Annotated in this window: 21 protein-coding genes and 1 pseudogene; 18 read left to right on the top strand and 4 right to left on the bottom strand. The window is 67.1% G+C overall.

The window, feature by feature from the left end:
• Positions 1-36 precede the first annotated feature (36 nt).
• Entirely contained in the window at positions 37-1,329 is a 1,293-nt protein-coding gene (locus tag GTW51_RS01605; RefSeq protein ID WP_163042124.1) for a cytochrome P450, read from the bottom strand.
• Positions 1,330-1,448: 119 nt separating this feature from the next.
• On the bottom strand, positions 1,449-2,261 hold the full coding sequence (locus GTW51_RS01610) for an FkbM family methyltransferase (RefSeq protein WP_163042125.1): 813 nt from the start codon (positions 2,259-2,261) through the stop codon (positions 1,449-1,451).
• A gap of 781 nt (positions 2,262-3,042) precedes the next feature.
• Here GTW51_RS01610 and GTW51_RS01615 point away from each other — a divergent pair.
• The 15 genes from GTW51_RS01615 (at position 3,043) to GTW51_RS01685 (ending at position 16,493) form a co-directional block, all read left to right on the top strand.
• Complete coding sequence (locus tag GTW51_RS01615; RefSeq protein WP_163042126.1) at positions 3,043-3,204, top strand: hypothetical protein; 162 nt, start codon at positions 3,043-3,045, stop codon at positions 3,202-3,204.
• 301 nt (positions 3,205-3,505) lie between these two features.
• Positions 3,506-4,708, top strand: coding sequence for a GTP-binding protein (locus GTW51_RS01620; protein WP_163042127.1), 1,203 nt, complete (start codon positions 3,506-3,508; stop codon positions 4,706-4,708).
• Positions 4,709-4,743: 35 nt separating this feature from the next.
• The gene (locus GTW51_RS01625; RefSeq protein WP_163042128.1) at positions 4,744-6,282 is read left to right on the top strand and encodes an ABC transporter substrate-binding protein; all 1,539 of its coding nucleotides are present in this window, start codon (positions 4,744-4,746) and stop codon (positions 6,280-6,282) included.
• Positions 6,279-7,217, top strand: a complete 939-nt coding sequence (locus GTW51_RS01630) for an ABC transporter permease (RefSeq protein ID WP_163042129.1) — start codon at positions 6,279-6,281, stop codon at positions 7,215-7,217. Before GTW51_RS01625 ends, GTW51_RS01630 begins: the two co-directional genes overlap by 4 nt.
• Positions 7,214-8,032 carry an ABC transporter permease gene (locus GTW51_RS01635; protein ID WP_163042130.1) on the top strand — a complete coding sequence of 273 codons (819 nt, stop codon included), beginning with the start codon at positions 7,214-7,216 and terminating at the stop codon, positions 8,030-8,032. The genes GTW51_RS01630 and GTW51_RS01635 overlap by 4 nt, the downstream gene beginning before the upstream one ends.
• Entirely contained in the window at positions 8,029-9,468 is a 1,440-nt protein-coding gene (locus GTW51_RS01640; protein ID WP_163042131.1) for an ABC transporter ATP-binding protein, read from the top strand. The genes GTW51_RS01635 and GTW51_RS01640 overlap by 4 nt, the downstream gene beginning before the upstream one ends.
• Positions 9,469-9,670: 202 nt before the next feature.
• Positions 9,671-9,817 (top strand): hypothetical protein, encoded by a 147-nt coding sequence (locus GTW51_RS01645; protein WP_163042132.1) that lies wholly within the window; start codon positions 9,671-9,673, stop codon positions 9,815-9,817.
• Positions 9,814-10,584, top strand: a complete 771-nt coding sequence (gene aztA, locus GTW51_RS01650) for a zinc ABC transporter ATP-binding protein AztA (protein WP_163042133.1) — start codon at positions 9,814-9,816, stop codon at positions 10,582-10,584. The genes GTW51_RS01645 and aztA overlap by 4 nt, the downstream gene beginning before the upstream one ends.
• Complete coding sequence (locus GTW51_RS01655; RefSeq protein WP_163042134.1) at positions 10,581-11,465, top strand: metal ABC transporter permease; 885 nt, start codon at positions 10,581-10,583, stop codon at positions 11,463-11,465. The genes aztA and GTW51_RS01655 overlap by 4 nt, the downstream gene beginning before the upstream one ends.
• A 19-nt stretch (positions 11,466-11,484) precedes the next feature.
• Entirely contained in the window at positions 11,485-12,480 is a 996-nt protein-coding gene (locus GTW51_RS01660; RefSeq protein WP_163042135.1) for a metal ABC transporter substrate-binding protein, read from the top strand.
• 73 nt (positions 12,481-12,553) lie between these two features.
• Positions 12,554-12,967, top strand: a complete 414-nt coding sequence (locus GTW51_RS01665) for a transcriptional repressor (RefSeq protein ID WP_203565836.1) — start codon at positions 12,554-12,556, stop codon at positions 12,965-12,967.
• Positions 12,960-14,186, top strand: a complete 1,227-nt coding sequence (locus tag GTW51_RS01670; protein ID WP_163042136.1) for a CobW family GTP-binding protein — start codon at positions 12,960-12,962, stop codon at positions 14,184-14,186. The genes GTW51_RS01665 and GTW51_RS01670 overlap by 8 nt, the downstream gene beginning before the upstream one ends.
• A gap of 11 nt (positions 14,187-14,197) precedes the next feature.
• The gene (locus GTW51_RS01675) at positions 14,198-15,178 is read left to right on the top strand and encodes a CobW family GTP-binding protein (RefSeq protein WP_163042137.1); all 981 of its coding nucleotides are present in this window, start codon (positions 14,198-14,200) and stop codon (positions 15,176-15,178) included.
• The gene (locus GTW51_RS01680; protein WP_163042138.1) at positions 15,166-16,215 is read left to right on the top strand and encodes a WD40 repeat domain-containing protein; all 1,050 of its coding nucleotides are present in this window, start codon (positions 15,166-15,168) and stop codon (positions 16,213-16,215) included. Before GTW51_RS01675 ends, GTW51_RS01680 begins: the two co-directional genes overlap by 13 nt.
• The gene (locus tag GTW51_RS01685; RefSeq protein ID WP_163042139.1) at positions 16,212-16,493 is read left to right on the top strand and encodes a nitrate reductase; all 282 of its coding nucleotides are present in this window, start codon (positions 16,212-16,214) and stop codon (positions 16,491-16,493) included. Before GTW51_RS01680 ends, GTW51_RS01685 begins: the two co-directional genes overlap by 4 nt.
• Positions 16,494-16,753: 260 nt before the next feature.
• Here GTW51_RS01685 and dmeF read toward each other — a convergent pair whose 3' ends face one another.
• Both dmeF and GTW51_RS01695 read right to left on the bottom strand, forming a co-directional pair.
• Entirely contained in the window at positions 16,754-17,716 is a 963-nt protein-coding gene (dmeF, locus tag GTW51_RS01690; protein WP_163042140.1) for a CDF family Co(II)/Ni(II) efflux transporter DmeF, read from the bottom strand.
• Positions 17,713-17,991, bottom strand: coding sequence for a metal/formaldehyde-sensitive transcriptional repressor (locus GTW51_RS01695; RefSeq protein WP_163042141.1), 279 nt, complete (start codon positions 17,989-17,991; stop codon positions 17,713-17,715). The genes dmeF and GTW51_RS01695 overlap by 4 nt, the downstream gene beginning before the upstream one ends.
• Positions 17,992-18,083: 92 nt before the next feature.
• Here GTW51_RS01695 and GTW51_RS01700 point away from each other — a divergent pair, with 92 nt between their 5' ends.
• The 3 genes and pseudogenes from GTW51_RS01700 (at position 18,084) to GTW51_RS24280 (ending at position 19,800) form a co-directional block, all read left to right on the top strand.
• Positions 18,084-18,551 carry an Rrf2 family transcriptional regulator gene (locus GTW51_RS01700; RefSeq protein WP_163042649.1) on the top strand — a complete coding sequence of 156 codons (468 nt, stop codon included), beginning with the start codon at positions 18,084-18,086 and terminating at the stop codon, positions 18,549-18,551.
• Positions 18,541-19,436, top strand: a pseudogene (locus GTW51_RS01705) (NAD(P)/FAD-dependent oxidoreductase). Before GTW51_RS01700 ends, GTW51_RS01705 begins: the two are co-directional and overlap by 11 nt.
• Complete coding sequence (locus tag GTW51_RS24280) at positions 19,333-19,800, top strand: class I SAM-dependent methyltransferase (RefSeq protein ID WP_203565837.1); 468 nt, start codon at positions 19,333-19,335, stop codon at positions 19,798-19,800. The pseudogene GTW51_RS01705 and the gene GTW51_RS24280 overlap by 104 nt, the downstream one beginning before the upstream one ends.
• The last annotated feature ends 11 nt before the right edge of the window (positions 19,801-19,811 follow it).

The raw sequence follows: 19,811 nt of genomic DNA on the forward strand, positions 1-19,811 counted from the left end.
TTCGCGGAGCGAACACAAGACCGTTCCAAGCTGGTGTCAGGCCTCGCGCATGAGCAGCGGCAGCGACTGCAGCCCCCGCTGATCGCTGCGATCGGTCCACCAGACGGGTTTTCCCGCCAGTTCGATCCGGTCGAACCGGTTCATCAGCGCCGTGAAGGCTACCTGGGCGGTCATGCGGGCGAGCGCCTTGCCGATGCACACATGCGGGCCGCCGCCAAACGCCGCCTGGGCATTGGGCCGCCGGCCGATGTCGAAGACATCGGGAATGTCGAACAGGGCCGGGTCGCGGTTGATCGCGCCGACCAGGCCGATCGCGAGCGATCCCTCGGGAATGACGGCGTCGCCGCACCGGAACTCCTTGATGCCGGCGCGGGGTATCAGGCTGCTGCCGGGTTCGTAGCGCAGCATCTCCTCGATCGCCGGACGCATCAGCCCGGGATTGGCCCGCAGCCGGGCGAACTGGTCGGGATGCTGCAGCAGGGTCAGCATGCCGTTGCCGAGCAGCGTCAGCGTGGTGCGGCTGCCCGAGATCAGCATGACGACGTTGTTGACGGTCTCCTCCTCGTCCATGACGCCGGCTTCCGCGGCGGCCAGGGACAAGGCGACGAAGCCGTCGCCGGGCTCGTCTCGAAGTGCGCGCAGATGGCTCCGCACGAAAGCCTTGAACTCCGTCTGGGCTCGCTGCGCGGCGCGCTTCTGTTCAGACGTCATGACGATGTTGCCGAGCCAGCTGAGCGCTGCAATCCACTCGGCGATCGGCTCGTCCATCTCCATCGGGATGCCGAAGAGCTGCAGCGAGATCCGGTGCGGCAGCGGATTGGCGAATGCCGTCATGAAGTCGAAGGGCTGATCCGCGGGCAGCCTGTCGAGCAGACGTCGGCACTCGGCTTCGATCATCGGCAGATAGCGGACCATGTCGCCGGGCCGGAAAGCCTTCTCGTAGACCCCGCGCATCCGACGGTGATGCGGAGGGTTGGCGTTGATCATCTGGGGCTGGAATTCGGTGAATAGTTCATAGGTCTGCGGGTCGCGCAGCTGGTTCTCCGGGCTGCTCCAGCCGCTCGCCCAGAAGCGGGTGTCACGCCCCATCAGCGGCGTCTTCGCGATCATCGCGAACTCGCGATAGCCGGGGACGAAATAGATGCCGGAGACCCCGTCGTAATGGATCGGCGCGAGTTCCCGGATCCGCTTCAACTCGGGATAGGGGTCGGTGAGATAGTTCGGGTCGCCCAGCATCGCCCACCAGTCGATCCCGAAGGAGAGCGGCGAGGCGTCAGGCGGGCCCGCAGCGTCGCCGGAGTTTTCGGTAGCCTGCTGGCTGCTTGACATGACGGATGCTCCGGCGACGGTTGGTACGAATAGAACACCGAAGGTCGCGCTCCCGCCAGACCTTTCGATGCAGAGCGCCCCTCAGGGACGTGCGTGGCCCGAAACCGGACGGCAGACGCTCAAGGACGATGGGCGTAGATGTGGGATACCGGCGCGCCACCTTGCGCCATCGGGTGGCTTTCGACGACCGCGCTGAAGCCATGGCCCTCCAGCTCGGCGAGGAATTGGTCCCGCTCCTCCGGGCCGCGATGCACCTCGACCAGGAGCTGCCGGATCTGCGGCCACAAGGCCGGGCCGATCCCGTCCAGCACGGCCCGCTCCTGCCCCTCGGTATCGATCTTCAGCAGATCAATCGGCCCGATACCGTAGCGCGCGACGACATTGTCGAGCGTGTCGACCTCGGCGGTGATCGCCTCGGTGCGGAACAGGCGCTCGACGAATTCCGTATCGTCGAGCCGCTCATGCGCGCCCGTCCGGTCGATGATGGCGCGGATTTCCGGGCTCGCCCCATCGCCGAACAGGAGGTCGCGAAGGCCGCCGGCCAGCGTGTGCCCGATGGCTGGATCGGCCGTCGAGAGCGCCGAGATGGCAGGATAATGATCGAACACGATCTCTCCGGCGGCACTGCCGAGCGCCAACCGGCGCGCCTCGACCGGCCCGCCCATGTCTTCGGCGTTTCGCTGCAGTGCCCCGAAGGCGGCGGGCATCGGCTCGAAGGCGAAGATTCGCGCGCGCGGGCACAGGTCGCGCAGCCGCAGGCAGAACAAGCCGATATTCGCACCGACATCGACGTAGGTGCCCCTGTCCGGGAGTGTCAGACCATGCTGGGTCAGGTCGTCCGAGACGATTTCGTGCCAGCCGAAGCCGACCTCGTAGTCGTTGACGCAATGGACGGCGCGGCCATCGGGAAGCGTCGCGTTCGATAGGCTCATGGTCGTTCACCCCTCGCACCGGCGAATGACCGCCGTTCCCCCCGATCCTTACCACGGATCGTGAAAGCCTATCAGCGAGATGCACGTTTGCGGTGACGATTCGGCGCCGATGGCAGGGCAGAGACAGTGCCCGTCGCGGCGCGGATCGGCTCTTTCGGCGGGTTTGCCCGACCTTTGCGAGCGTGCGACGCGCGTCGCACACCGCGATCCTACGAAGAAACCGATGCTTTCGAGTTCGAAGCTTGAATGCGCACCCTTGCACCTTCTGGCGGATAGCTCACATCGACCGTGCCGCCGAGTTGCCCGCCCAGGAGGCACTCCAACAAGGTCGAGCCGAACCCGCGCCGGGTCAGGGAGCGACGGGTGAACCGTTGTTCTCGATCCATTCCAGATGCGGCGTGCTGTCGCTTCGCGGGCGTTCCGTCTTCCATCTGACCGTCGGACGCCCCTGCGGGACCGAAAGCGCGCTGTACTTCGCGGCATTTGTCGTCAGTTCATGCACCGCCGTCGCGAGAGGAACGGCGACGTCGACCGGAGTTCGAAAACTTCACCGTCGAGCGTCAGTCGCTTACCGTCATCTTAGGGCGCCAGCCCCGCCCGGATGATTTTCTGGAGATCGGCGCCGGAAAAACTTTGCGATCTCCTCCGAGACCTGAAGCTCGACATTACCACGCGGCTTGTCCCGGAGACCGATGTCAAGGGGGCATCTGAGCCACATGCCAGGGTCGCAGCCCCGAAGTCGCTGCGTCCGTTACGTGATCTGAACCGGCAATAATTGCCGATGTCCCCGGTTCAGAGGGCAGATTTCTACGAGCGCCTCAAGGCGTGGGCGGCCGAGCCGATCAACGGGGTGTACCTAGACGATAGTGAAGTCGCCTCGCTGGAGGCGTTTTTAGGCACCTTGTCTTTCGAGGCGGAATCAAACGTCGCCGAAACCGATTGAGGTCAACGACACAAGGGGCGAGGCAGAATATGCTGCCTCAGAATCGGCCGCTTTCGACCCTTCTGAGACGTTCCCGATAGATTTTGAAGTTGTCAGAAGCGGACGGCTCGCATCGCACGCTGTCGCGCTCGTCACACGTTCGATGCTGCTTGACTGGAACCTACCCTGAACCGTCACCGTCACCTTCGTCATGGTGCGACGGATCCTCGCCCACTTCGGACGAAACCAGCAGCGCTGAATCCACGATTGACGTCGTAATAAAATAACATTACTAAGCTCCATCCCGACCACGGAGCTTGCTATGGAACGTTTGCCCGTCACCGTCCTTTCCGGCTTCCTCGGCGCCGGCAAGACGACGCTGCTCAACCACGTCCTCGGCAACCGCGAGGGGCTGCGGGTCGCCGTCATCGTCAACGACATGAGCGAGGTGAATATCGACGCGGCGCTGTTGCGCGACGGCGGCGCCGACCTGTCGCGCACGCAGGAGACGCTGGTCGAGATGACCAATGGCTGCATCTGCTGCACGCTCCGGGACGATCTCCTCGCCGAGGTGCAGCGGCTGGCGGCCGAGCAGCGCTTCGACGCGCTGCTGATCGAATCGAGCGGCATCTCCGAGCCGCTGCCGGTGGCCGCCACCTTCGAGTTCCGCGACGAGGCCGGCTTCAGCCTGTCGGACGTCGCCCTCCTCGACACGATGGTCACCGTTGTCGACGCCGCCAACCTCCTGAAGGACTACGCCTCCAGCGACTTCCTCAGGGATCGCGGCGAATCCCTCGGCGAGGGCGATGAGCGCACATTGGTCGACCTGCTCGTCGAGCAGATCGAGTTCGCCGACGTCGTCGTCCTCAACAAGGCCGCGCTCGCCGGCCCTGCGGCGCTCGCCGCCGCCCGCGCCATCGTCAGGGGGCTGAACGCCGGGGCGCTGGTCGTCGAGTGCAACCACGGCCACGTGCCGCTCGGCGCGGTGCTGGGCACCGGCCTGTTCGACTTCGACAAGGCCCATACCCATCCGCTCTGGTACCGCGAACTGCACGGATTTGCAGCGCATGTGCCGGAAAGCGAGGAATACGGCATCCGCTCCTTCGTCTACCGGGCCCGGGGCCCTTTCCAGCCGGCGGCGCTCCAGCGCTTCATCGGCGAGCCATGGCCGGGCGTCTTACGTGCCAAGGGGTTCTTCTGGCTAGCGACGCGCCCGAACCATGTCGGCGAACTTGCTTTGGCCGGCGCACAGGTGCGGACTGAGAGGCGCGGGCTCTGGTGGTCGGCCGTGCCGAACGAGCGCTGGCCCGACGATCCCGATTTCCACCGCCTGATGGCGCCCAAGCTCGATCCGCTCTGGGGCGACCGGCGCCAAGAGATCGTCTTCATCGGCACCGATCCGATGGACGAGGCAATGGTCCGGGCCCGGCTCGATGCCTGCCTGGTGCCCGAGGACCGTTTCGAGCCCGCCCTGTGGGAACGGCTGCCCGATCCCTTCCCGAACTGGGCGGCCCGCGCCGCATGAGTCGCTTCCCTTCTCTCCAACACCCGAGACCATCCATGATCCGACGTCCCCTGACCCGCGTGCTCGGCCCGCTTGCCCTTGCTTTGTCCCTCCTCGTTTCGATGCCGGCGCTCGCCGCCCCGGACGGCGTCTTCGACATCGTCGCGCCGTTCGAGATCGGCGGCGCCGATCCGTCGCTGTCGGGATTCATCTTCCAGCGCATGGAGATCGCCGAGACGCTGCTCGAGGTCGACAGCGAGGGCCGGCCGCAGCCGGGCCTTGCCACCGCCTGGAACGTCTCTGAGGACGGGCTGGTCTGGACGCTGCCGATCCGCGAGGGGGTGCGCTTCCACGACGGCACGCTGCTGACCGCCGAGGCGGTGGCCGCCTCGCTGGAGAAGGCGCGCGGGAAGCCGGGCGTCCTCGAGCGCGCCAGCATCGAGAGCCTGTCCGCCGAGGACGGCGCCGTGGTGATCCGCCTGGCCGAGCCTTTCGCACCGCTCACCGCGTTGCTGGCCCACTTCTCCACGATCATCCTGGCGCCTTCATCCTTTGCCGACGACGGCACCGTCAAGGACATCATCGCCACGGGGCCGTACCGGCTGACGCTCTTCGAGGCGCCGCAGCGCCTCGCGGTCGAGGCCTTCCCCGACTACCGGGACGGCAAGCCGGCGATCGAGGCCGCGACCTATCTGGCGGCAGGGCGCGGCGAGACACGAACCTTGATGGCCGAGAGCGGCGACGCCGACCTCGCCTTCCAGCTCGACCCGCCGAGTGTCGCCCGCCTCCATGCCAACGACGCGGTGGAGTTGCTCAAGGTCCCGTTGCCGCGCGTCATGCAGCTCAAGGTCAATGCCGGCCTGCCGCCCTTCGACACGGCGGAAGGGCGGGCCGCGCTGAGCGAGGCGATCCAGCGCGAGGGGCTCGCCGCGGCGCTGCTGCGCGCGCCCGGCACCGGCGCCACGCAGCTCTTCCCGCCCAGCGTAGAGGCCTGGCACGACAAGGGGCTGACGCCCCTTGCCACGGATCCCGAGGGCGCGCGCCAGCGGATCAAGGCAATGGGCTGGACGTCGGGCGCCGGCGGCATCCTGGAGAAGGACGGCGAGCCGCTGCGCCTCCGGCTGCTGACCTATGCCGACCGTCCGGAACTGCCGCTGATCGCGACGGCACTCCAGGACCAGTTCCGCCAGGTCGGCATCGACGTGGAAGTGTCGGTCACCAACTCCTCCTCGATTCCTGCGGGGCACCAGGACGGCACGCTCCAGCTCGCGCTCGCCGCCCGCAACTATTCGCTGGTGCCTGATCCCTTCGTCACCCTGCTCGGGGATTTCCAGGAAGGCGGCTCGGACTGGGGCGCGATGAACTGGGACGACCCGGCGTTCCATAAAGCAATGCAGGCGCTTCTTAAGGCTTCCGACGCCGGCGAACAGGCGCGGCTGCGCGGCGAGATCACGGCGATCCTCCAGCGCGACCTGCCGGTCATCCCCGTCGTCTGGTACGAGCAGACCGCCGCCGTCACCAAGAGCGTCGAAGGCGCGAGGATCGATCCGTTCGAGCGCAACTTCGGTCTTTCCGGGATGCGGTGGAAGCCATGATCCGGCTTCTCGGCTACCGTCTCCTCCAGGCGGGTTTCGTGGCGCTGACGGTCGGCGCGCTGACCTTCGTCCTGATGCGGCTTCTGCCGGGCGACATGGCGTATCGCATCGCCGCTGGTCGCTACGGCTACGACCTCGTCTCGGCGGAGAACGCGGCGTCGGTGCGCGCCGAGCTCGGGCTTGATCAATCCGGGTGGTTCGCCTTCGGCGGCTGGATCTGGGACATCCTGACCCTCGATCTCGGCCGCTCGCTCGTCTCGGGCGAGCCGGTGGTCGAAGCAATCGCCCACCAGCTCGGCGCATCGGTGACGCTGGCGCTTTTCGCCGTGGCGCTGTCGCTGCTGATCGGCCCACCGCTCGGCATGCTGGCCGGGCGAAAGGCGGGCGGCGTCCTCGACCGTCTTCTCCTCGTGGCAGCGGTCACCGTGCGAGCGCTGCCGCCCTTCGTGATCGGCCTGCTCCTGATCCTGGTCTTCGCCCTGTCGCTCGGCCTGCTGCCGGCCGCAGGCCATAGCGATGCGATCCACTTCGTGCTGCCTTCGGTAACGCTGGCGCTCGGCCTCGCCGCCATCTCGTCCCGCGTCGCCCGCGACGCGACAGCGGAGGTGGTCGCGGCGCCCTTCTATGCCTTCGCCCGGCTCAAGGGCCTGCCGGAGCGCCAGCTCTTTCCGCGCCACGGCCTGCGCAACGTCTCGGTGCCGGTCGTCACCTATCTGGGTGTCCAGCTCGTCATGCTCATCGAGGGCGTGGTGGTGGTGGAGACGCTGTTCGCCTGGCCCGGCATCGGTCACGCCCTCGTCCACGCCATCGTCCAGCGCGACCTGCCGATGGTGCAGGGAACCGCACTGGCCATGGGGCTGATGTTCGTCGTCCTCAACGCCGTCGTCGACATCGTCAACGCGCAACTGGATCCGCGCGCAAGGAGCGCCGCATGAGCCTCGCCGAAATCCTTCCGGCTACCCCGGACCAGCCGCGACGGCTGCCCCATGTCGGGGCAGCGCTGCTCCTCCTGCTGGTGCTCTTCGCCGTCCTCGCACCGATCCTCGCGTCGAGCGATCCGGCACGTCAGGACTACGGGGCGATCCTCTCAGGGCCAAGCCAGGCGCATCCGTTCGGCACCGACCATCTCGGGCGCGACATGTTCGCCCGGCTCGGCGCAGCCCTTCGGCTTTCGCTCGGCCTCGCGGTGCTTAGCGTGCTGACCGCGGGTATTCCCGGTACGCTACTCGGCATTCTCGCCGCCTGGAAGGGCGGGTGGATCGATCGGCCGCTGTCGATCGTGGCGGACGTTTTCCTGTCCCTGCCGGGGCTGCTTCTCGTGCTGCTGATCAGCGCGATCTTCCCGGGCTCCTTTCTCGCCATCTACGGCGCGATCTCGCTGGTCCTGTGGATCGAGTATTTCCGCATCACACGGGCGACTTCGCGCGCGATCCTCGCCTCGCCGGCCGTCGAGGCCTCGCGTCTCCTCGGCTTCGGCCCGGCCTACATCGTCCGGCACCATCTCTGGCCGGAGCTTTCGCCGGTCATCCTCACTGTCGGCGCATTCGGCGCGGCGACGGCGATCATGGCGGTGGCGGCGCTCGGCTTCGTCTCGGTCGGCCTCAGGCCCCCCACCGCCGAACTCGGCCTGATGATGACGGAACTGCTGCCCTATTACGCCGAGGCACCCGGTGTGCTGCTCCAGCCGATCCTGGCGGTGTTCCTGCTCGTCCTGTCCCTCAACCTCCTTGCAGGATACCGCGCCCGATGAATCCGGTCCTCACTATCGAAGCGGTATCGGTGCACGCCGGATCGCAGCGCATCGTCGCGCCGACCAGTCTCGCGCTGGTCCCGGGGCGGCCGCTCACCATCATCGGCGAGACCGGATCGGGAAAGAGCCTCCTCGCGCAGGCCATCGTCGGCAATCTGCCGGACGGGCTGTCGGCCGAGGGACACGTCACGATCGGCGACGTCTCGGAGGATGCGGGTGCCTCCGGCCGCCATGCGCTCTGGGGACGCGGCATCACCGTGCTCCCGCAGGAGCCATGGCTGAGCCTCGATCCGACCATGCGTGCGCTGCCGCAGGTCGCCGAGACGCACCAGTTCGTCGCTGGGCTCGGCGACGCGGAGGCGGACCGGGCGGCGGCCGATGGTCTCGCCGGCGTCGGCCTGTCGGAAGCGGGTGCGAAGTATCCGTTCCAGCTTTCCGGCGGCATGGCGCAGCGCCTTGCGTTCGTCGTGGCGCGGGCCGGTGGCGCGCCGATCGTCATCGCCGACGAGCCGACCAAGGGCCTCGACGCGGCCCGGATCGGCGAGGTCGTGGATCTCCTGCGCAAGGGCCTGGCGGATGGCGGCGCGCTGCTGACCATCACCCACGATGTCGAAGTGGCGCGGCGCCTGGGCGGCGAGGTAGCGATCATGCTGAAGGGCGAGATCGTCGAGCGCGGCGAAGCGGATCTCGTGCTGACGGCGCCGCAGCACGAATACACCCGGATGCTGCTCGCCGCCGATCCGCGCCATTGGCCAACACGAAGTCCGGCAGATCCCTCAGTGGCGACGGAAGGAAACGTTCTTGCGTTGCGCGACGTATCCGCCTCGCGCGGTGGCCGCACCCTGTTTTCCGGCCTCTCATTGGCGGTGGGTCCCGGCGAGATCGTCGGGCTCACGGGCCCGAGCGGCTGCGGGAAGTCGACCCTCGGCGACGTGGCGCTCGGGCTGGTCCGCGCGGATGCGGGCATGGTGCAGCGTCAAGCCAGCCTGCCGCCCGCCGCTTTCCAGAAGCTCTACCAGGACCCCGTCGCGGCCTTCCCGCCGCGCCGGACGCTCCGCCGCACCCTTGGCGACCTCGCCGCGCTGCATCGGCTGGATGCGTCGAAGATTCCTGAACTCATGAAGCGCCTGCGCCTCTATCCGGCGCTGCTCGATCGCCGTCCCGGCCAAGTCTCCGGCGGGGAGCTCCAGCGCTTCTCGCTCCTGCGGGTACTGCTCCTCAAGCCGGCGCTGATCGTCGCGGACGAGCCAAGCTCGCGTCTCGATCTCGTCACTCAGAAGGAGATGATCGAACTGATCGTCGACGCAGCGGACCGGGACGGCTGCGCGATCATCCTGATCAGCCACGACGAGGCCTTGGTCGACGCGGTGGCCGATCGTCGAATCCGGCTGGACGGCGACGTCTCGGTCAGAGAGCCGGACCGTCAATCCGCCTGATCCTCGCCGGCGGGCGACACGTTCCATCCACTTGCATCTTGTACTGTAATTTTATAACATAAAGATGCCTGTGACGTCCTTCCAGGTTCGTGCCCAGGAGCCAGTTCTCGGGCCGCCGGCTGCGCGGATGAGAACGCTGCCGATCCGGGAAATGCCGTCCGCGATCTGAAACCTCGTCCGTGATGGGCGGAGAAGAAAAAGCATGACCGCCTTTCAAAGCCCAAGCGTGCCCAATCCGCGCCGCTCTTCCGCCCTGCGTCAGTCGGCTTCCCAGCGGCTGACGCTGGCAGCGATCCCCATCGTCTTCCTGTGGCTCGCGGTCGCCTTCGCGCTGGATCTCTTCGCATGAACTCGACCGTGAGCATGCCTGTCGTCCGCCTCGACGACCTGACCCTCGCCTACCGCCGCCATCCGGCCGTCCACCACGTCACCGGCAGCTTCCCGGGTGGCTCGCTGACGGCGATCGTAGGACCGAACGGCGCCGGCAAGTCGACGCTCCTGAAGGGCATCATGGGCCTGCTCCCGCCTTCGGAAGGCCGGGTCCATCTCGGCGGCGTGCGCCGCCGCGATATCGCCTATCTGCCGCAGGCCAGCGAACTCGACAGATCCTTCCCCGTCAGCGTGACCGATCTCGTCTCGCTGGGTGCGTGGCGCGAGGCGGGCATCTTCGGCCGCATCAAGGGCAAAGCACTCGATCGTGTCTTCGAGGCGATAGAGGCGGTCGGGCTGAGCGGTTTCGAGGACCGCATCATCGGCACCCTCTCCGGCGGGCAGCTCCAGCGCGCGCTCTTCGCCAGGGTGCTCGTCCAGGATTCGCGCCTGCTGCTGCTCGACGAGCCATTCACCGCCATCGACACGCGCACCGTGCTCGACCTGCTCGCCATCGTCCGCCGCTGGCACGGCGAGAGGCGCACCGTCATCGCCGTTCTCCACGACATGGATCTGGTGCGAGAGCACTTCCCGCAAACGCTTCTCATCGCCCGCGAACTGGTCGGCTGGGGCGAAACAGACGACGTGCTTCGGCCCGAGCGGCTGAAGGAGGCCCGGGCGCTGAGCGAGACGTGGAACGAGGATCCGCATTTCGGGGCTCCCCGCGGCGCAAGGAGGGCTGCATGACCCTGATTGCCGCCGCATTCGACTACGCCGTCGCGCCGTTCCTCGACTATGGCTTCATGCGCCGCGCGCTCGTCGGATGTCTTGCCCTCTCCTTAGGCGCCTGCCCGCTGGGCGTGCTTCTCGTCCTGAGGCGCATGAGCCTCGTCGGCGACGCTATGAGCCACGCGATCCTGCCGGGTGCCGCAGTGGGCTTCCTGCTCGCCGGCTTCTCGCTCTTCGCCATGACGGTCGGCAGCCTGGCCACCGGTCTGGCAGTGGCGGTGCTGGCCGGGCTCGTCTCGCGCTTCACGCCGCTCCGGGAGGACGCGAGCTTCGCGGCCTTCTACCTCTCATCGCTCGGGCTCGGCGTGATGCTCGTCTCAGTGCACGGCTCGAACATCGACCTCCTGCACGTCCTCTTCGGCACCGTGCTGGCCCTGAACGATCCCGCCGTGTTGCTGATGGCGACGATCGCCACGGTCACCATGGCGGCGCTCTCCCTCCTCTACCGCCCGCTGATCGCCGAATGCCTCGACCCGGGGTTCCTGCGGTCGGTCGGCGGTGGCGGCGGGATCGTCCACATGCTGTTCGTGACGCTCGTCGTCCTGAACCTCGTCGGCGGCTTCCAGGCGCTCGGCACGCTGATGGTCGTCGGCATCATGATGCTGCCGGCAGCGTCCTCGCGCTTCTGGGCCGAGACGGTGCCTGGCCAGATGGCCGTCTCCGCGGCGATCGGCCTTGCCGCCGCGATGGTCGGGCTCCTCGTATCCTACCACCACGACCTGCCCGCCTCGCCGGCGATCATCCTGTCGGCGAGCGCGGTCTACGCCGTCTCGGTCCTGCTCGGGCGCTTCGACAGCGTCGCCGCGCGGGCCGTTCTCCGCCCCCACTACCATCACTGATCCCACGAAAGGACATTCCATGCGTTTCCGCACTAAGATACTGACACTCTCGCTCGGCGCCTCCCTGATCGCCCTCGCCTCGCAGGGGAGCGCGCAGGAACAGGTCAAGGTCGTCGCCTCCTTCTCCATCCTCGGCGACATGGTCGAGCAGATCGGCGGCGATCACGTCGCGCTGACGACGCTCGTGGGCCCCGACGGCGACGCCCATGTCTACGAGCCGACGCCGTCCGACGCACGCGCCGTCGGCGCTGCGGACGTCCTCGTCGTTAACGGTTTGCAGTTTGAGGGCTGGCTTCCGCGCCTCGTGGATACGGCGGAGTTCAAGGGCGAGGAGATCGTCGCCACCACCGGCATCGAGCCGATCCCCTTCGCAGAAGAGGAAGAGGGCCACGATCACGCCGCGGGCGAACATGCGGGAGCCGGCCATGAGGATCATGCCCACGAGGCGGGCGAAGCCGCCGGGCACGAGGGCCACGATCACGGTGCGAACGACCCGCATGCCTGGCAGAGCCTGTCGAACGGCGTCGTCTATGCCGAGAACATTGTCAAAGGTCTGGTGGCCGCCGATCCTGACAACGCCGCCGACTACCGCGCCAGGGGCGACGCCTATATCGGCGAGATGAAGGCGATGGACGAAAGGGTGAAGACCGAACTCGCCGCCATTCCCGAGGACCGGCGCAAGGTGGTGACCTCGCACGACGCCTTCGGCTATTTCGCCAAGGCCTACGATGTCACCTTCATCGCTCCGGAGGGTGTCTCGACCGAAGCCGAAGCCTCGGCAGCCGATGTCGCCAAGATCATCGACCAGATCAGGCACGACGGCATCTCCGCGGTGTTCGTCGAGAACATCAGCGACACGCGGCTAGTCGACCGTATCGCGGCGGAGACCGACGCCAAGGTCGGCGGCACGCTCTACTCCGACGCGCTGTCGGGCGAGGACGGCCCCGCCCCGACCTATCTCGACATGTTCCAGCACAACATCGAGCAGATCGTCGCCGCGCTGAAGACGAGCTGATCCCGACTTGCCCCAGGCACGGGACACCGGCCCAGGCCATGCGTCCCGTGCCGCCGGATCTTTGCGAGGAAGCATGGGACGATTGATGGACACCCTGCGCAATCACGAGCGCGTCTACCAGGTGCTCAAGGCGGCCCGCACGCCGCTCTCGGCCTACGCGCTTCTGGCAGCACTACGTGGCCAGGGGATCACCGCGCCGCTGACGGTGTACCGCGCCCTCGAACGGCTGGTGCTGGAGGGGCGCGTGCATTGCCTCGAATCCCTCAAGGCATACGTCGTCTGCCGTCACCCGAGCGAACATGCCGGCGGGAGCGCCGTCTTCGCGATCTGCCGGGATTGCGGGGTTGCCGAGGAACTCGTCCAGCCGGCGGCCTTTGCTAGGCTGCGCGAGGCGGGAGAGCGGCACGGCTTTGCCACCGACGAAGCCTCGATCGAGTTGAGGGGCTATTGCGCCGCCTGCCGGGAAAGGGCGGACGCGCATGTCTGACCACGTCCCCGTCACCATCCTCACCGGCTTCCTCGGCTCCGGAAAGACGACGCTCCTCAACGCGCTCCTCTGCGACCCTGCCTTCGCCGACACGGCCGTTATCGTCAACGAGTTCGGCGACATCTCGATCGACCATGATCTCGTCCAGGTCGGCAAAAAGGAGATGATGGTGACGACGACCGGATGCCTTTGCTGCACGATTGGCAGCGACATCCGGTCATCGCTCGCCGAACTCCTCGACGCGTCGCGCAGCGGCGCCGTTCCTTCGTTCTCCCGGGTCATCGTCGAGACCACCGGCCTTGCCGATCCCGCGCCCGTCATCAACCAGATCGTTCCGGGCGGCGCGCCGGCCATGGGCCTTCGCGACCACGGCGTCGGCCGAACGTTCACTTTAGCCGGCGTCGTCTGCACCATCGACATCGTCACCGCCGAGGCGACGATCGAGCGCTATTTCGAGGCGATGAAGCAGGTCGCCTTCGCCGACCGCATCGTCCTCACCAAGACTGACCTGGCACGCGACCCGGCGAGCCTGGCGGATATCGATCTGCTCCGCCAGAGGCTGCGGGAGCTGAATCCTTCGGCCACGCTTCTCGATCGCAACGAGGGCGGTTTCGACCTCGCGGGGGTATTTGCCCCCCGGAGCTATGCGCCGCACGACGTCGGCCCGGACGTCGAGGGCTGGCTCGCGCTCGAACAGGCGCTGTCCGCGGAAGCGGCGAGCGGAGCCGCCCATGCCAACGTCGCGCGACACGGCGACGGCGGCATCCTGACCTCCTGCCTGATCGCGGACCGCCCGATCGGCGCGAAGGACCTCGACGCCTTCTTCCTCGTGCTGAAGGCGGCGGCCAGCATCCGGCTCCTGCGCCTCAAGGGCCTCATATGCCTCGAGGACGATCCCGAGCGGCCGCTCGTCGTCCACTGCGTGCAGCATGCGGTTCATCCCCCGAATCGCCTCGATGCTTGGCCCTCGGACGACCGCCGGACGCGCATCGTGGCAATCACCCACGACATCGACCCCAAGGCGCTTCGCCAGCTCTTCGATGCCGTCACCGGCGAGAAGAAGCCGCTGCGCGTGGCCCCTGCCGCCGCCCTGGCCGGGATCATCCTGGCCGTCGCCCTCGTCGGCGTCGGCCTCGTCTTCACCGCCAGTTCCCTCGCCGGCGCCGAGCGGCCCGGCGTCGAGCTTCCCGTCAACCTTTCCGCGACACACGCCCCCTGATGGAGACCACCATGTCCGCTTCCCCTTCGCCGTCCACGCAGACTCCCGTCACCGTCCTCACCGGCTATCTCGGCGCCGGCAAAACGACGCTGCTCAACCGCATCCTCACCGAGGCGCACGGCAAGCGCTACGCCGTGATCGTCAACGAGTTCGGCGAGACCGGCATCGACAACGACCTCGTGGTCGATGCCGACGAGGAAATCTTCGAGATGAACAACGGCTGCATCTGCTGCACCGTGCGCGGCGATCTGATCCGCATCGTCAGCGGCCTGATGCGCCGGCCGGACCGCTTCGATGGCATCATCATCGAGACCACGGGCCTTGCAGACCCGGCCCCCGTCGCCCAGACCTTCTTCGTTGACGAGGACGTCCGGGCAAAGACCCGGCTCGATGCGATCGTGACCGTGGTCGATGCCGTCCATCTTCTCGGCGCGATTGAGGAGGCGCATGAGGCGCAGGAACAGTTGGCGTTCGCCGACGTGATCCTCCTCAACAAGACCGACCTGGTCGACGAGGCGCAGCTTGCCGAAGTGGAAGCGCGCATTCGCCGGATCAATCCATATGCGAAGATCCACCGCACCAGCCGCTGCGGGATCGACCTCGCCGAGGTGCTGGGCCGCGAAGCCTTCAGCCTCGACCGCGTGCTCGAGGTCGAGCCCGACTTCCTCGACCATTTCCACGAGCACGAGCACGACGACGCGGTGACCAGCCTGTCGCTCCTGTCGGACACGCCAATGGATCCGGGCAAGCTCCTGCCCTGGCTCCAGGACGTCACGCAGCGCTATGGCCTTGAGATCCTGCGGATGAAGGGCATCCTGTCGATGCAGGACGACGACGACCGCTTCGTCGTGCAGGGCGTCCACATGCTGCTGGAAGGCGACCACCAGCGCCCCTGGAAGGACGGGGAGCGGCGCCAGAGTCGCCTGGTCTTCATCGGCCGCGACCTGCCAAGGGAAATCCTCAGCCAGGGCTTCGAGTCGTGCCGCGCCTGATGCAGGCCGCGCGTCCGGCACCGATGGGCGAAGCGCCGCTGGCGCAGCACATCGGCCAGGAAGTGGCGACGGGCGCGCATGTCTCAGCCGTCCGCTTCATCTCTGGCGCGATGGCCGCGGCGCTCGGCGACGGCACAGTCAGGTTCTGGGAGCCCGGTGTCCCGGAGCCCGAAAGCATCGTCGCGCATTCCGGCCCGATCCTTGCCGTGGCGACGCATGCCGAGGCGGGTACGATCCTGACCGGCGGCGACGACGGCCTTGTCTGCCGGGTCGGACTCTCCGGCGCCCATCCGGTGGCAGAGACCGGCGGCAAATGGGTGGATGCGGTCGCAGCCGCGCCATGGGGCGGCATCGCCTTCTCCTCCGGCAAGGCGGTCACGGCGATCCGGAGCGACGGGACGCGGCGGGAGATCGCCACAAACTCAACCGTCCAGGGTCTCGCCTTCGCGCCGAAGGGCCGCAGCCTCGCCATTGCCCATTACGGCGGAGTGACGCTCGCCGATATGCAGGCCAAACCGTCGGCGAACCGCTTGCTGGCGTGGATGGGCTCTCACATCGCCGTGAGCTTCAGCCCGAACGGTCGGTACGTCGTCTCGGCGATGAACGAGAACGTCCTGCATGGCTGGCGGATCGAGGACGGGGCCGACATGCGGATGAGCGGCTACCCCTCGAAGCCGCGATCGCTGTCTTGGTCGCCGGGCGGTGCCTGGCTCGCCACCTCCGGTGCCGACTGCGCCGTGCTCTGGCCATTCCGGGGAAAGCAAGGGCCGATGGGCAAGCAGGCGACACCGATCGCCTTCGCGCAGGCGCTGGTCACGGCGGTGAGCTGCCATCCGGTGAGCGACGCGGTGGCCGTCGGCTATGCCGACGGCGCTGTCGTCTTCGCCCGCCGCGGCGACGACGCCGTCATCCCCGTACGGGCAGCGGACGGGGACCGCATCACCGATCTGGGCTTCGACGCCGGCGGTCATCTCTTCGGCTACGGGACGGAGGGCGGCAGGCTCGGTCTCCTGGATCTGCGGGGCATCGGGCGATGAGCGGCTTCGTCAATCCGCTCGCCCGCAGGCAGAAGCCGGGTTATCCAGAGGCCGTCGCCGCGCTCAAGGCCGAGACGCGGCGGCTGCTCGATCTCTCCGACGACGTCGCCGTCTCCGTCACCGAACTCACCTGCCGCGACCTGGACTGCCCCGATATCGAGACGGTGATCGGTATCCTCGTCGCCGGCACCGCGCCGCGCATCGCCAAAATCCACAAGACCGTTCCGGAGGTCACGCCCGCCGATCTCGCCGCGGCCTTTGCCGCGGGCAAGCTGTGAGGTGGCGCCATGGCGGGATTCCTGATGGGTGGCGGTGTGCGCAAGCTTCTTGATATCTGACTTCTTACGTTGGCCCTCTACGACGAAGGCACGCCCCGAAGTCGAGGGCGAGATGGACGTTCTCACACCCCTGCCCAAGCGCGGGCCCGCCGTTCCCGGAGGCGAGCTGCCGATCCACGAGGATTTACCAGAGGGGGTGGCGCGGGCAGTATATTTCTGAAGGGACCGGATGGCTGAGGTTGGCCGGCTACGTCCCTTCACTATGCAGCCCCTGCCTGGACCTCGACTTCCACGGTGAGGTGGGAGAGATCGTGGATGTGGGCCACCTTGGCCCGATAGGCTTCCAGAGGACGGGCATGCGCGGTCGCTATCGACACGATGGCCGCGTGGTGGCCGGGGCCGACCTGCCAGACATGGAGATCGGCGATGCGGTCCCCGTCGGCCTCGATCGCCTGGCGGATTTCGTCGGGCAGGTCTTCGCCTTCCGGGACATAGTCGAGAAGCACCGCCCCGGCATCCCGCGCCAGCCCCCATGACCAGCGCGCGATGACGAGGGCGCCGACGATGCCTATGACCGGGTCCAGCCAGATCCAGCCATAAACGCTGCCAAGGCTGAGTGCTGCGATGGCAAGTATGGAGGTCAGGGCATCGGCAAGGACATGCAGGTAGGCGGCGCGGAGATTATTGTCGCCGCCTCCGGCAATAGCCGCGCGATGATCATGATGAGCGTGATCGTGACCAGGGTGATGGTGATCGTCCCTTAGAAGCCATGCGCTTGCGAGGTTTACCGCAAGTCCGACAATCGCCACCGAGATCGCCTCCCCGAACGAGATGGGCACGGGCGACGCAAGGCGCAGGAAGCTTTCGTAGGCGATGAGGAGTGCAACCAAAGCCAGGATGACCGCACTGGCGAACGCTGCGAGATCCCCGATCTTGCCTGTCCCGAACGTGAAGCGGGAGTTATGGGCGTGCTTGCGGGCGAAGACGTAGGCGCCGACGGTGATCAGCATAGCCGCGGCGTGCGTCGACATGTGGAGCCCGTCCGCGACCAGGGCCATGGAGCCGTAGATCGTCCCCGCCACGATCTCAATCACCATCATGGAAACGGTAAGCGCTATCACGAGCCAGACGCGGCGCTCGTTCCGGCTGTGGGCGTCCCCCAAGAAGACGTGACCGTGTGGCGTGCCATGGGTCGGCAGAGCCGGCGTCTCCCCCGTCGTCATTTCAGGTAGGTCCGCACGACCGCGATCAAGTCCGCCGCGCCCTTGGCCTTCTCCGGGTCATCCTCATGCTCGGGGTCGACCACATGGTTTCGCACGTGCTCTTCGATCAGTTCGATCGTAAGGCCATTCACAGCGCCGCGGACGGAAGCGACGAGCTGGAGGACGTCGCCGCACGGAGCGTCGTTTTCGAGGCTACGGACGATCGCCTCCAGTTGTCCCTGGAGCCGACGGATCCGGGCGACGAGTTTCGCGGAATTGTTCGGGAGATGCGCCATAGCATAGCTACCTACCCTATTTTGGACGCTGCGGCTAGTGATCGATAACAGCCAGCTTGACTCTACAGCCGACATGTAACAATGAAAGTTTCATGAAACGAGATAGTCGATTGTCGGGCGTCCTGCACGTCCTCCTCCACATGGCCGAGACCGACGGCCCGGTCACTTCCGAGCAACTTTCCAAAGCGATGCGGACCAACCCGGTCGTCATCCGCCGCACCATGGCCGGGCTGCGCGAGCAAGGCCTAGTTCGGTCCGAGAAGGGGCACGGGGGCGGCTGGACCATCGCGAAGGACCTCGTGACCGTGACGCTGCGGGACATCTACGAGGCGCTCGGGTCACCCGGCATCTTCGCGATGGGGAACCGCACCGAGGCTCCGGGTTGTCTTGTCGAAGAGGCCGTCAACGCGGCAATGGACGAGACGTTCGCCCAAGCAGAAGCCCTCCTCCTCAAGCGCTTCGGCGAGGTCACGCTCGCTGCTCTCAGCGCCGACTTCCACGCTCGCGTGACGAGACGCACCAGTCATTGCGATTTCAAGGACGAACCCCATGCGGCATGATGCGATCGTTATTGGCGGAAGCTTTGCCGGGCTTTCGGCGGCCACCTACATTGCCCGCGGGCGCCGCTCCGTCGCGGTGATCGACGCGGGCGCGCCCGCAACCGCTTCGCGGCCTATTCCCACGGCTTCCTCGCTCAGGACGGCTCGGAGCCTCGCGCCATCCTGTCGGCCGCCCGCCAGCAGCTTACTGCTTATACAGGCTTGTCGCTCATCGGGGCGACCGCTCTCGATGCCCGGAGGACTGACGATGGATTCGCCGTTGTTCTCGACGGCGGCGAGACGCTGGAGGCCGCGAGGCTCGTGCTGGCCTTCGGTCTCACTGATCTATTGCCGGACCATCCGGGTTTGCGCGAACGCTGGGGCCAGAGCGTGCTCCACTGCCCCTATTGCCACGGCTACGAGTTTGCCGCGCAGCGCCTCGGCGTCCTCCAGACCGCGCCGCATTCGGCGCACCAGGCGATGCTGATCGCCGAATGGGGGCCAACGACGTTCTTCCTCGACGGCAGGGAAATGCCGGAAGTGACGACGCAGGACGAGCTGGCGCGACGCGGTGTCCGGATCGAGCCGGCGCCCGTATCCTCGCTAGAGGGAGACGATGGCGATCTTTCGCATCTTGCTCTTGGCGATGGCCGCAACGTGCCAGTCGACGCGCTCTACATCGCGGCGCCTACACGGCTTAACAGCGACCTTGCGGAGCGTCTGGGCTGCGCAGTCGATGAGGGCCCTCTCGGCCCGCTCATCCGGACTGATGCAGACAGGTTGACGACGGTTCCGGGCGTCTATGCCGCCGGCGACATCGCCCGCGCCCCGCACATGGTTGCCTGGGCGACGAGCGACGGGGTCACGGCGGGTGTCTCGCTGCACCGCTCGCTCGTATTCGGGTAAGGAGGACAGCATAGCGATCGGCGGCGAGTTCACGCTTCGGCTCCTGCGCGACGCAGGGATTGCCGAGCGAATGCGGATCCTCGACGTCGGGTGCGGCACCGGCGGCGTGCCCTTAATCGCCGCGGACCTTATCGGGTTCGGTGGAAGCGTGCTCGGCATCGACCGCGACGCTCGGATGGTCGAGATGGCACGCGAACGCGCGCTGGGCGCCGGCATGGGCAACATCCGCTCCGAGGTACTCGACATGGATGACCTGCCTGCCGGCTCCGACCCCTTGTGGAGACTGCCGGCTGAGATAGGTCGGGTGCGGACCCAGGTCAGACCTGCATCCATTCCAGCTCCATCATGCCAGCTCATCCAGTAGGTGATCGTATC

Origin of the sequence: Aurantimonas aggregata (genome assembly GCF_010500835.1) — a bacterium.
Classification (GTDB): domain Bacteria; phylum Pseudomonadota; class Alphaproteobacteria; order Rhizobiales; family Rhizobiaceae; genus Aurantimonas; species Aurantimonas aggregata.

Excerpts from the sequence above, each read along its gene's own strand:
- GTW51_RS01605 (WP_163042124.1), bottom strand. The coding sequence starts at position 1,329 with ATGTCAAGCAGCCAGCAGGCTACCGAAAACTCCGGCGACGCTGCGGGC.
- GTW51_RS01610 (WP_163042125.1), bottom strand. The coding sequence starts at position 2,261 with ATGAGCCTATCGAACGCGACGCTTCCCGATGGCCGCGCCGTCCATTGC.
- GTW51_RS01615 (WP_163042126.1), top strand. The coding sequence starts at position 3,043 with ATGTCCCCGGTTCAGAGGGCAGATTTCTACGAGCGCCTCAAGGCGTGG.
- GTW51_RS01620 (WP_163042127.1), top strand. The coding sequence starts at position 3,506 with ATGGAACGTTTGCCCGTCACCGTCCTTTCCGGCTTCCTCGGCGCCGGC.
- GTW51_RS01625 (WP_163042128.1), top strand. The coding sequence starts at position 4,744 with ATGATCCGACGTCCCCTGACCCGCGTGCTCGGCCCGCTTGCCCTTGCT.
- GTW51_RS01630 (WP_163042129.1), top strand. The coding sequence starts at position 6,279 with ATGATCCGGCTTCTCGGCTACCGTCTCCTCCAGGCGGGTTTCGTGGCG.
- GTW51_RS01635 (WP_163042130.1), top strand. The coding sequence starts at position 7,214 with ATGAGCCTCGCCGAAATCCTTCCGGCTACCCCGGACCAGCCGCGACGG.
- GTW51_RS01640 (WP_163042131.1), top strand. The coding sequence starts at position 8,029 with ATGAATCCGGTCCTCACTATCGAAGCGGTATCGGTGCACGCCGGATCG.
- GTW51_RS01645 (WP_163042132.1), top strand. The coding sequence starts at position 9,671 with ATGACCGCCTTTCAAAGCCCAAGCGTGCCCAATCCGCGCCGCTCTTCC.
- aztA (WP_163042133.1), top strand. The coding sequence starts at position 9,814 with ATGAACTCGACCGTGAGCATGCCTGTCGTCCGCCTCGACGACCTGACC.
- GTW51_RS01655 (WP_163042134.1), top strand. The coding sequence starts at position 10,581 with ATGACCCTGATTGCCGCCGCATTCGACTACGCCGTCGCGCCGTTCCTC.
- GTW51_RS01660 (WP_163042135.1), top strand. The coding sequence starts at position 11,485 with ATGCGTTTCCGCACTAAGATACTGACACTCTCGCTCGGCGCCTCCCTG.
- GTW51_RS01665 (WP_203565836.1), top strand. The coding sequence starts at position 12,554 with ATGGGACGATTGATGGACACCCTGCGCAATCACGAGCGCGTCTACCAG.
- GTW51_RS01670 (WP_163042136.1), top strand. The coding sequence starts at position 12,960 with ATGTCTGACCACGTCCCCGTCACCATCCTCACCGGCTTCCTCGGCTCC.
- GTW51_RS01675 (WP_163042137.1), top strand. The coding sequence starts at position 14,198 with ATGTCCGCTTCCCCTTCGCCGTCCACGCAGACTCCCGTCACCGTCCTC.
- GTW51_RS01685 (WP_163042139.1), top strand. The coding sequence starts at position 16,212 with ATGAGCGGCTTCGTCAATCCGCTCGCCCGCAGGCAGAAGCCGGGTTAT.
- dmeF (WP_163042140.1), bottom strand. The coding sequence starts at position 17,716 with ATGACGACGGGGGAGACGCCGGCTCTGCCGACCCATGGCACGCCACAC.
- GTW51_RS01695 (WP_163042141.1), bottom strand. The coding sequence starts at position 17,991 with ATGGCGCATCTCCCGAACAATTCCGCGAAACTCGTCGCCCGGATCCGT.
- GTW51_RS01700 (WP_163042649.1), top strand. The coding sequence starts at position 18,084 with ATGAAACGAGATAGTCGATTGTCGGGCGTCCTGCACGTCCTCCTCCAC.
- GTW51_RS24280 (WP_203565837.1), top strand. The coding sequence starts at position 19,333 with ATGCCGCCGGCGACATCGCCCGCGCCCCGCACATGGTTGCCTGGGCGA.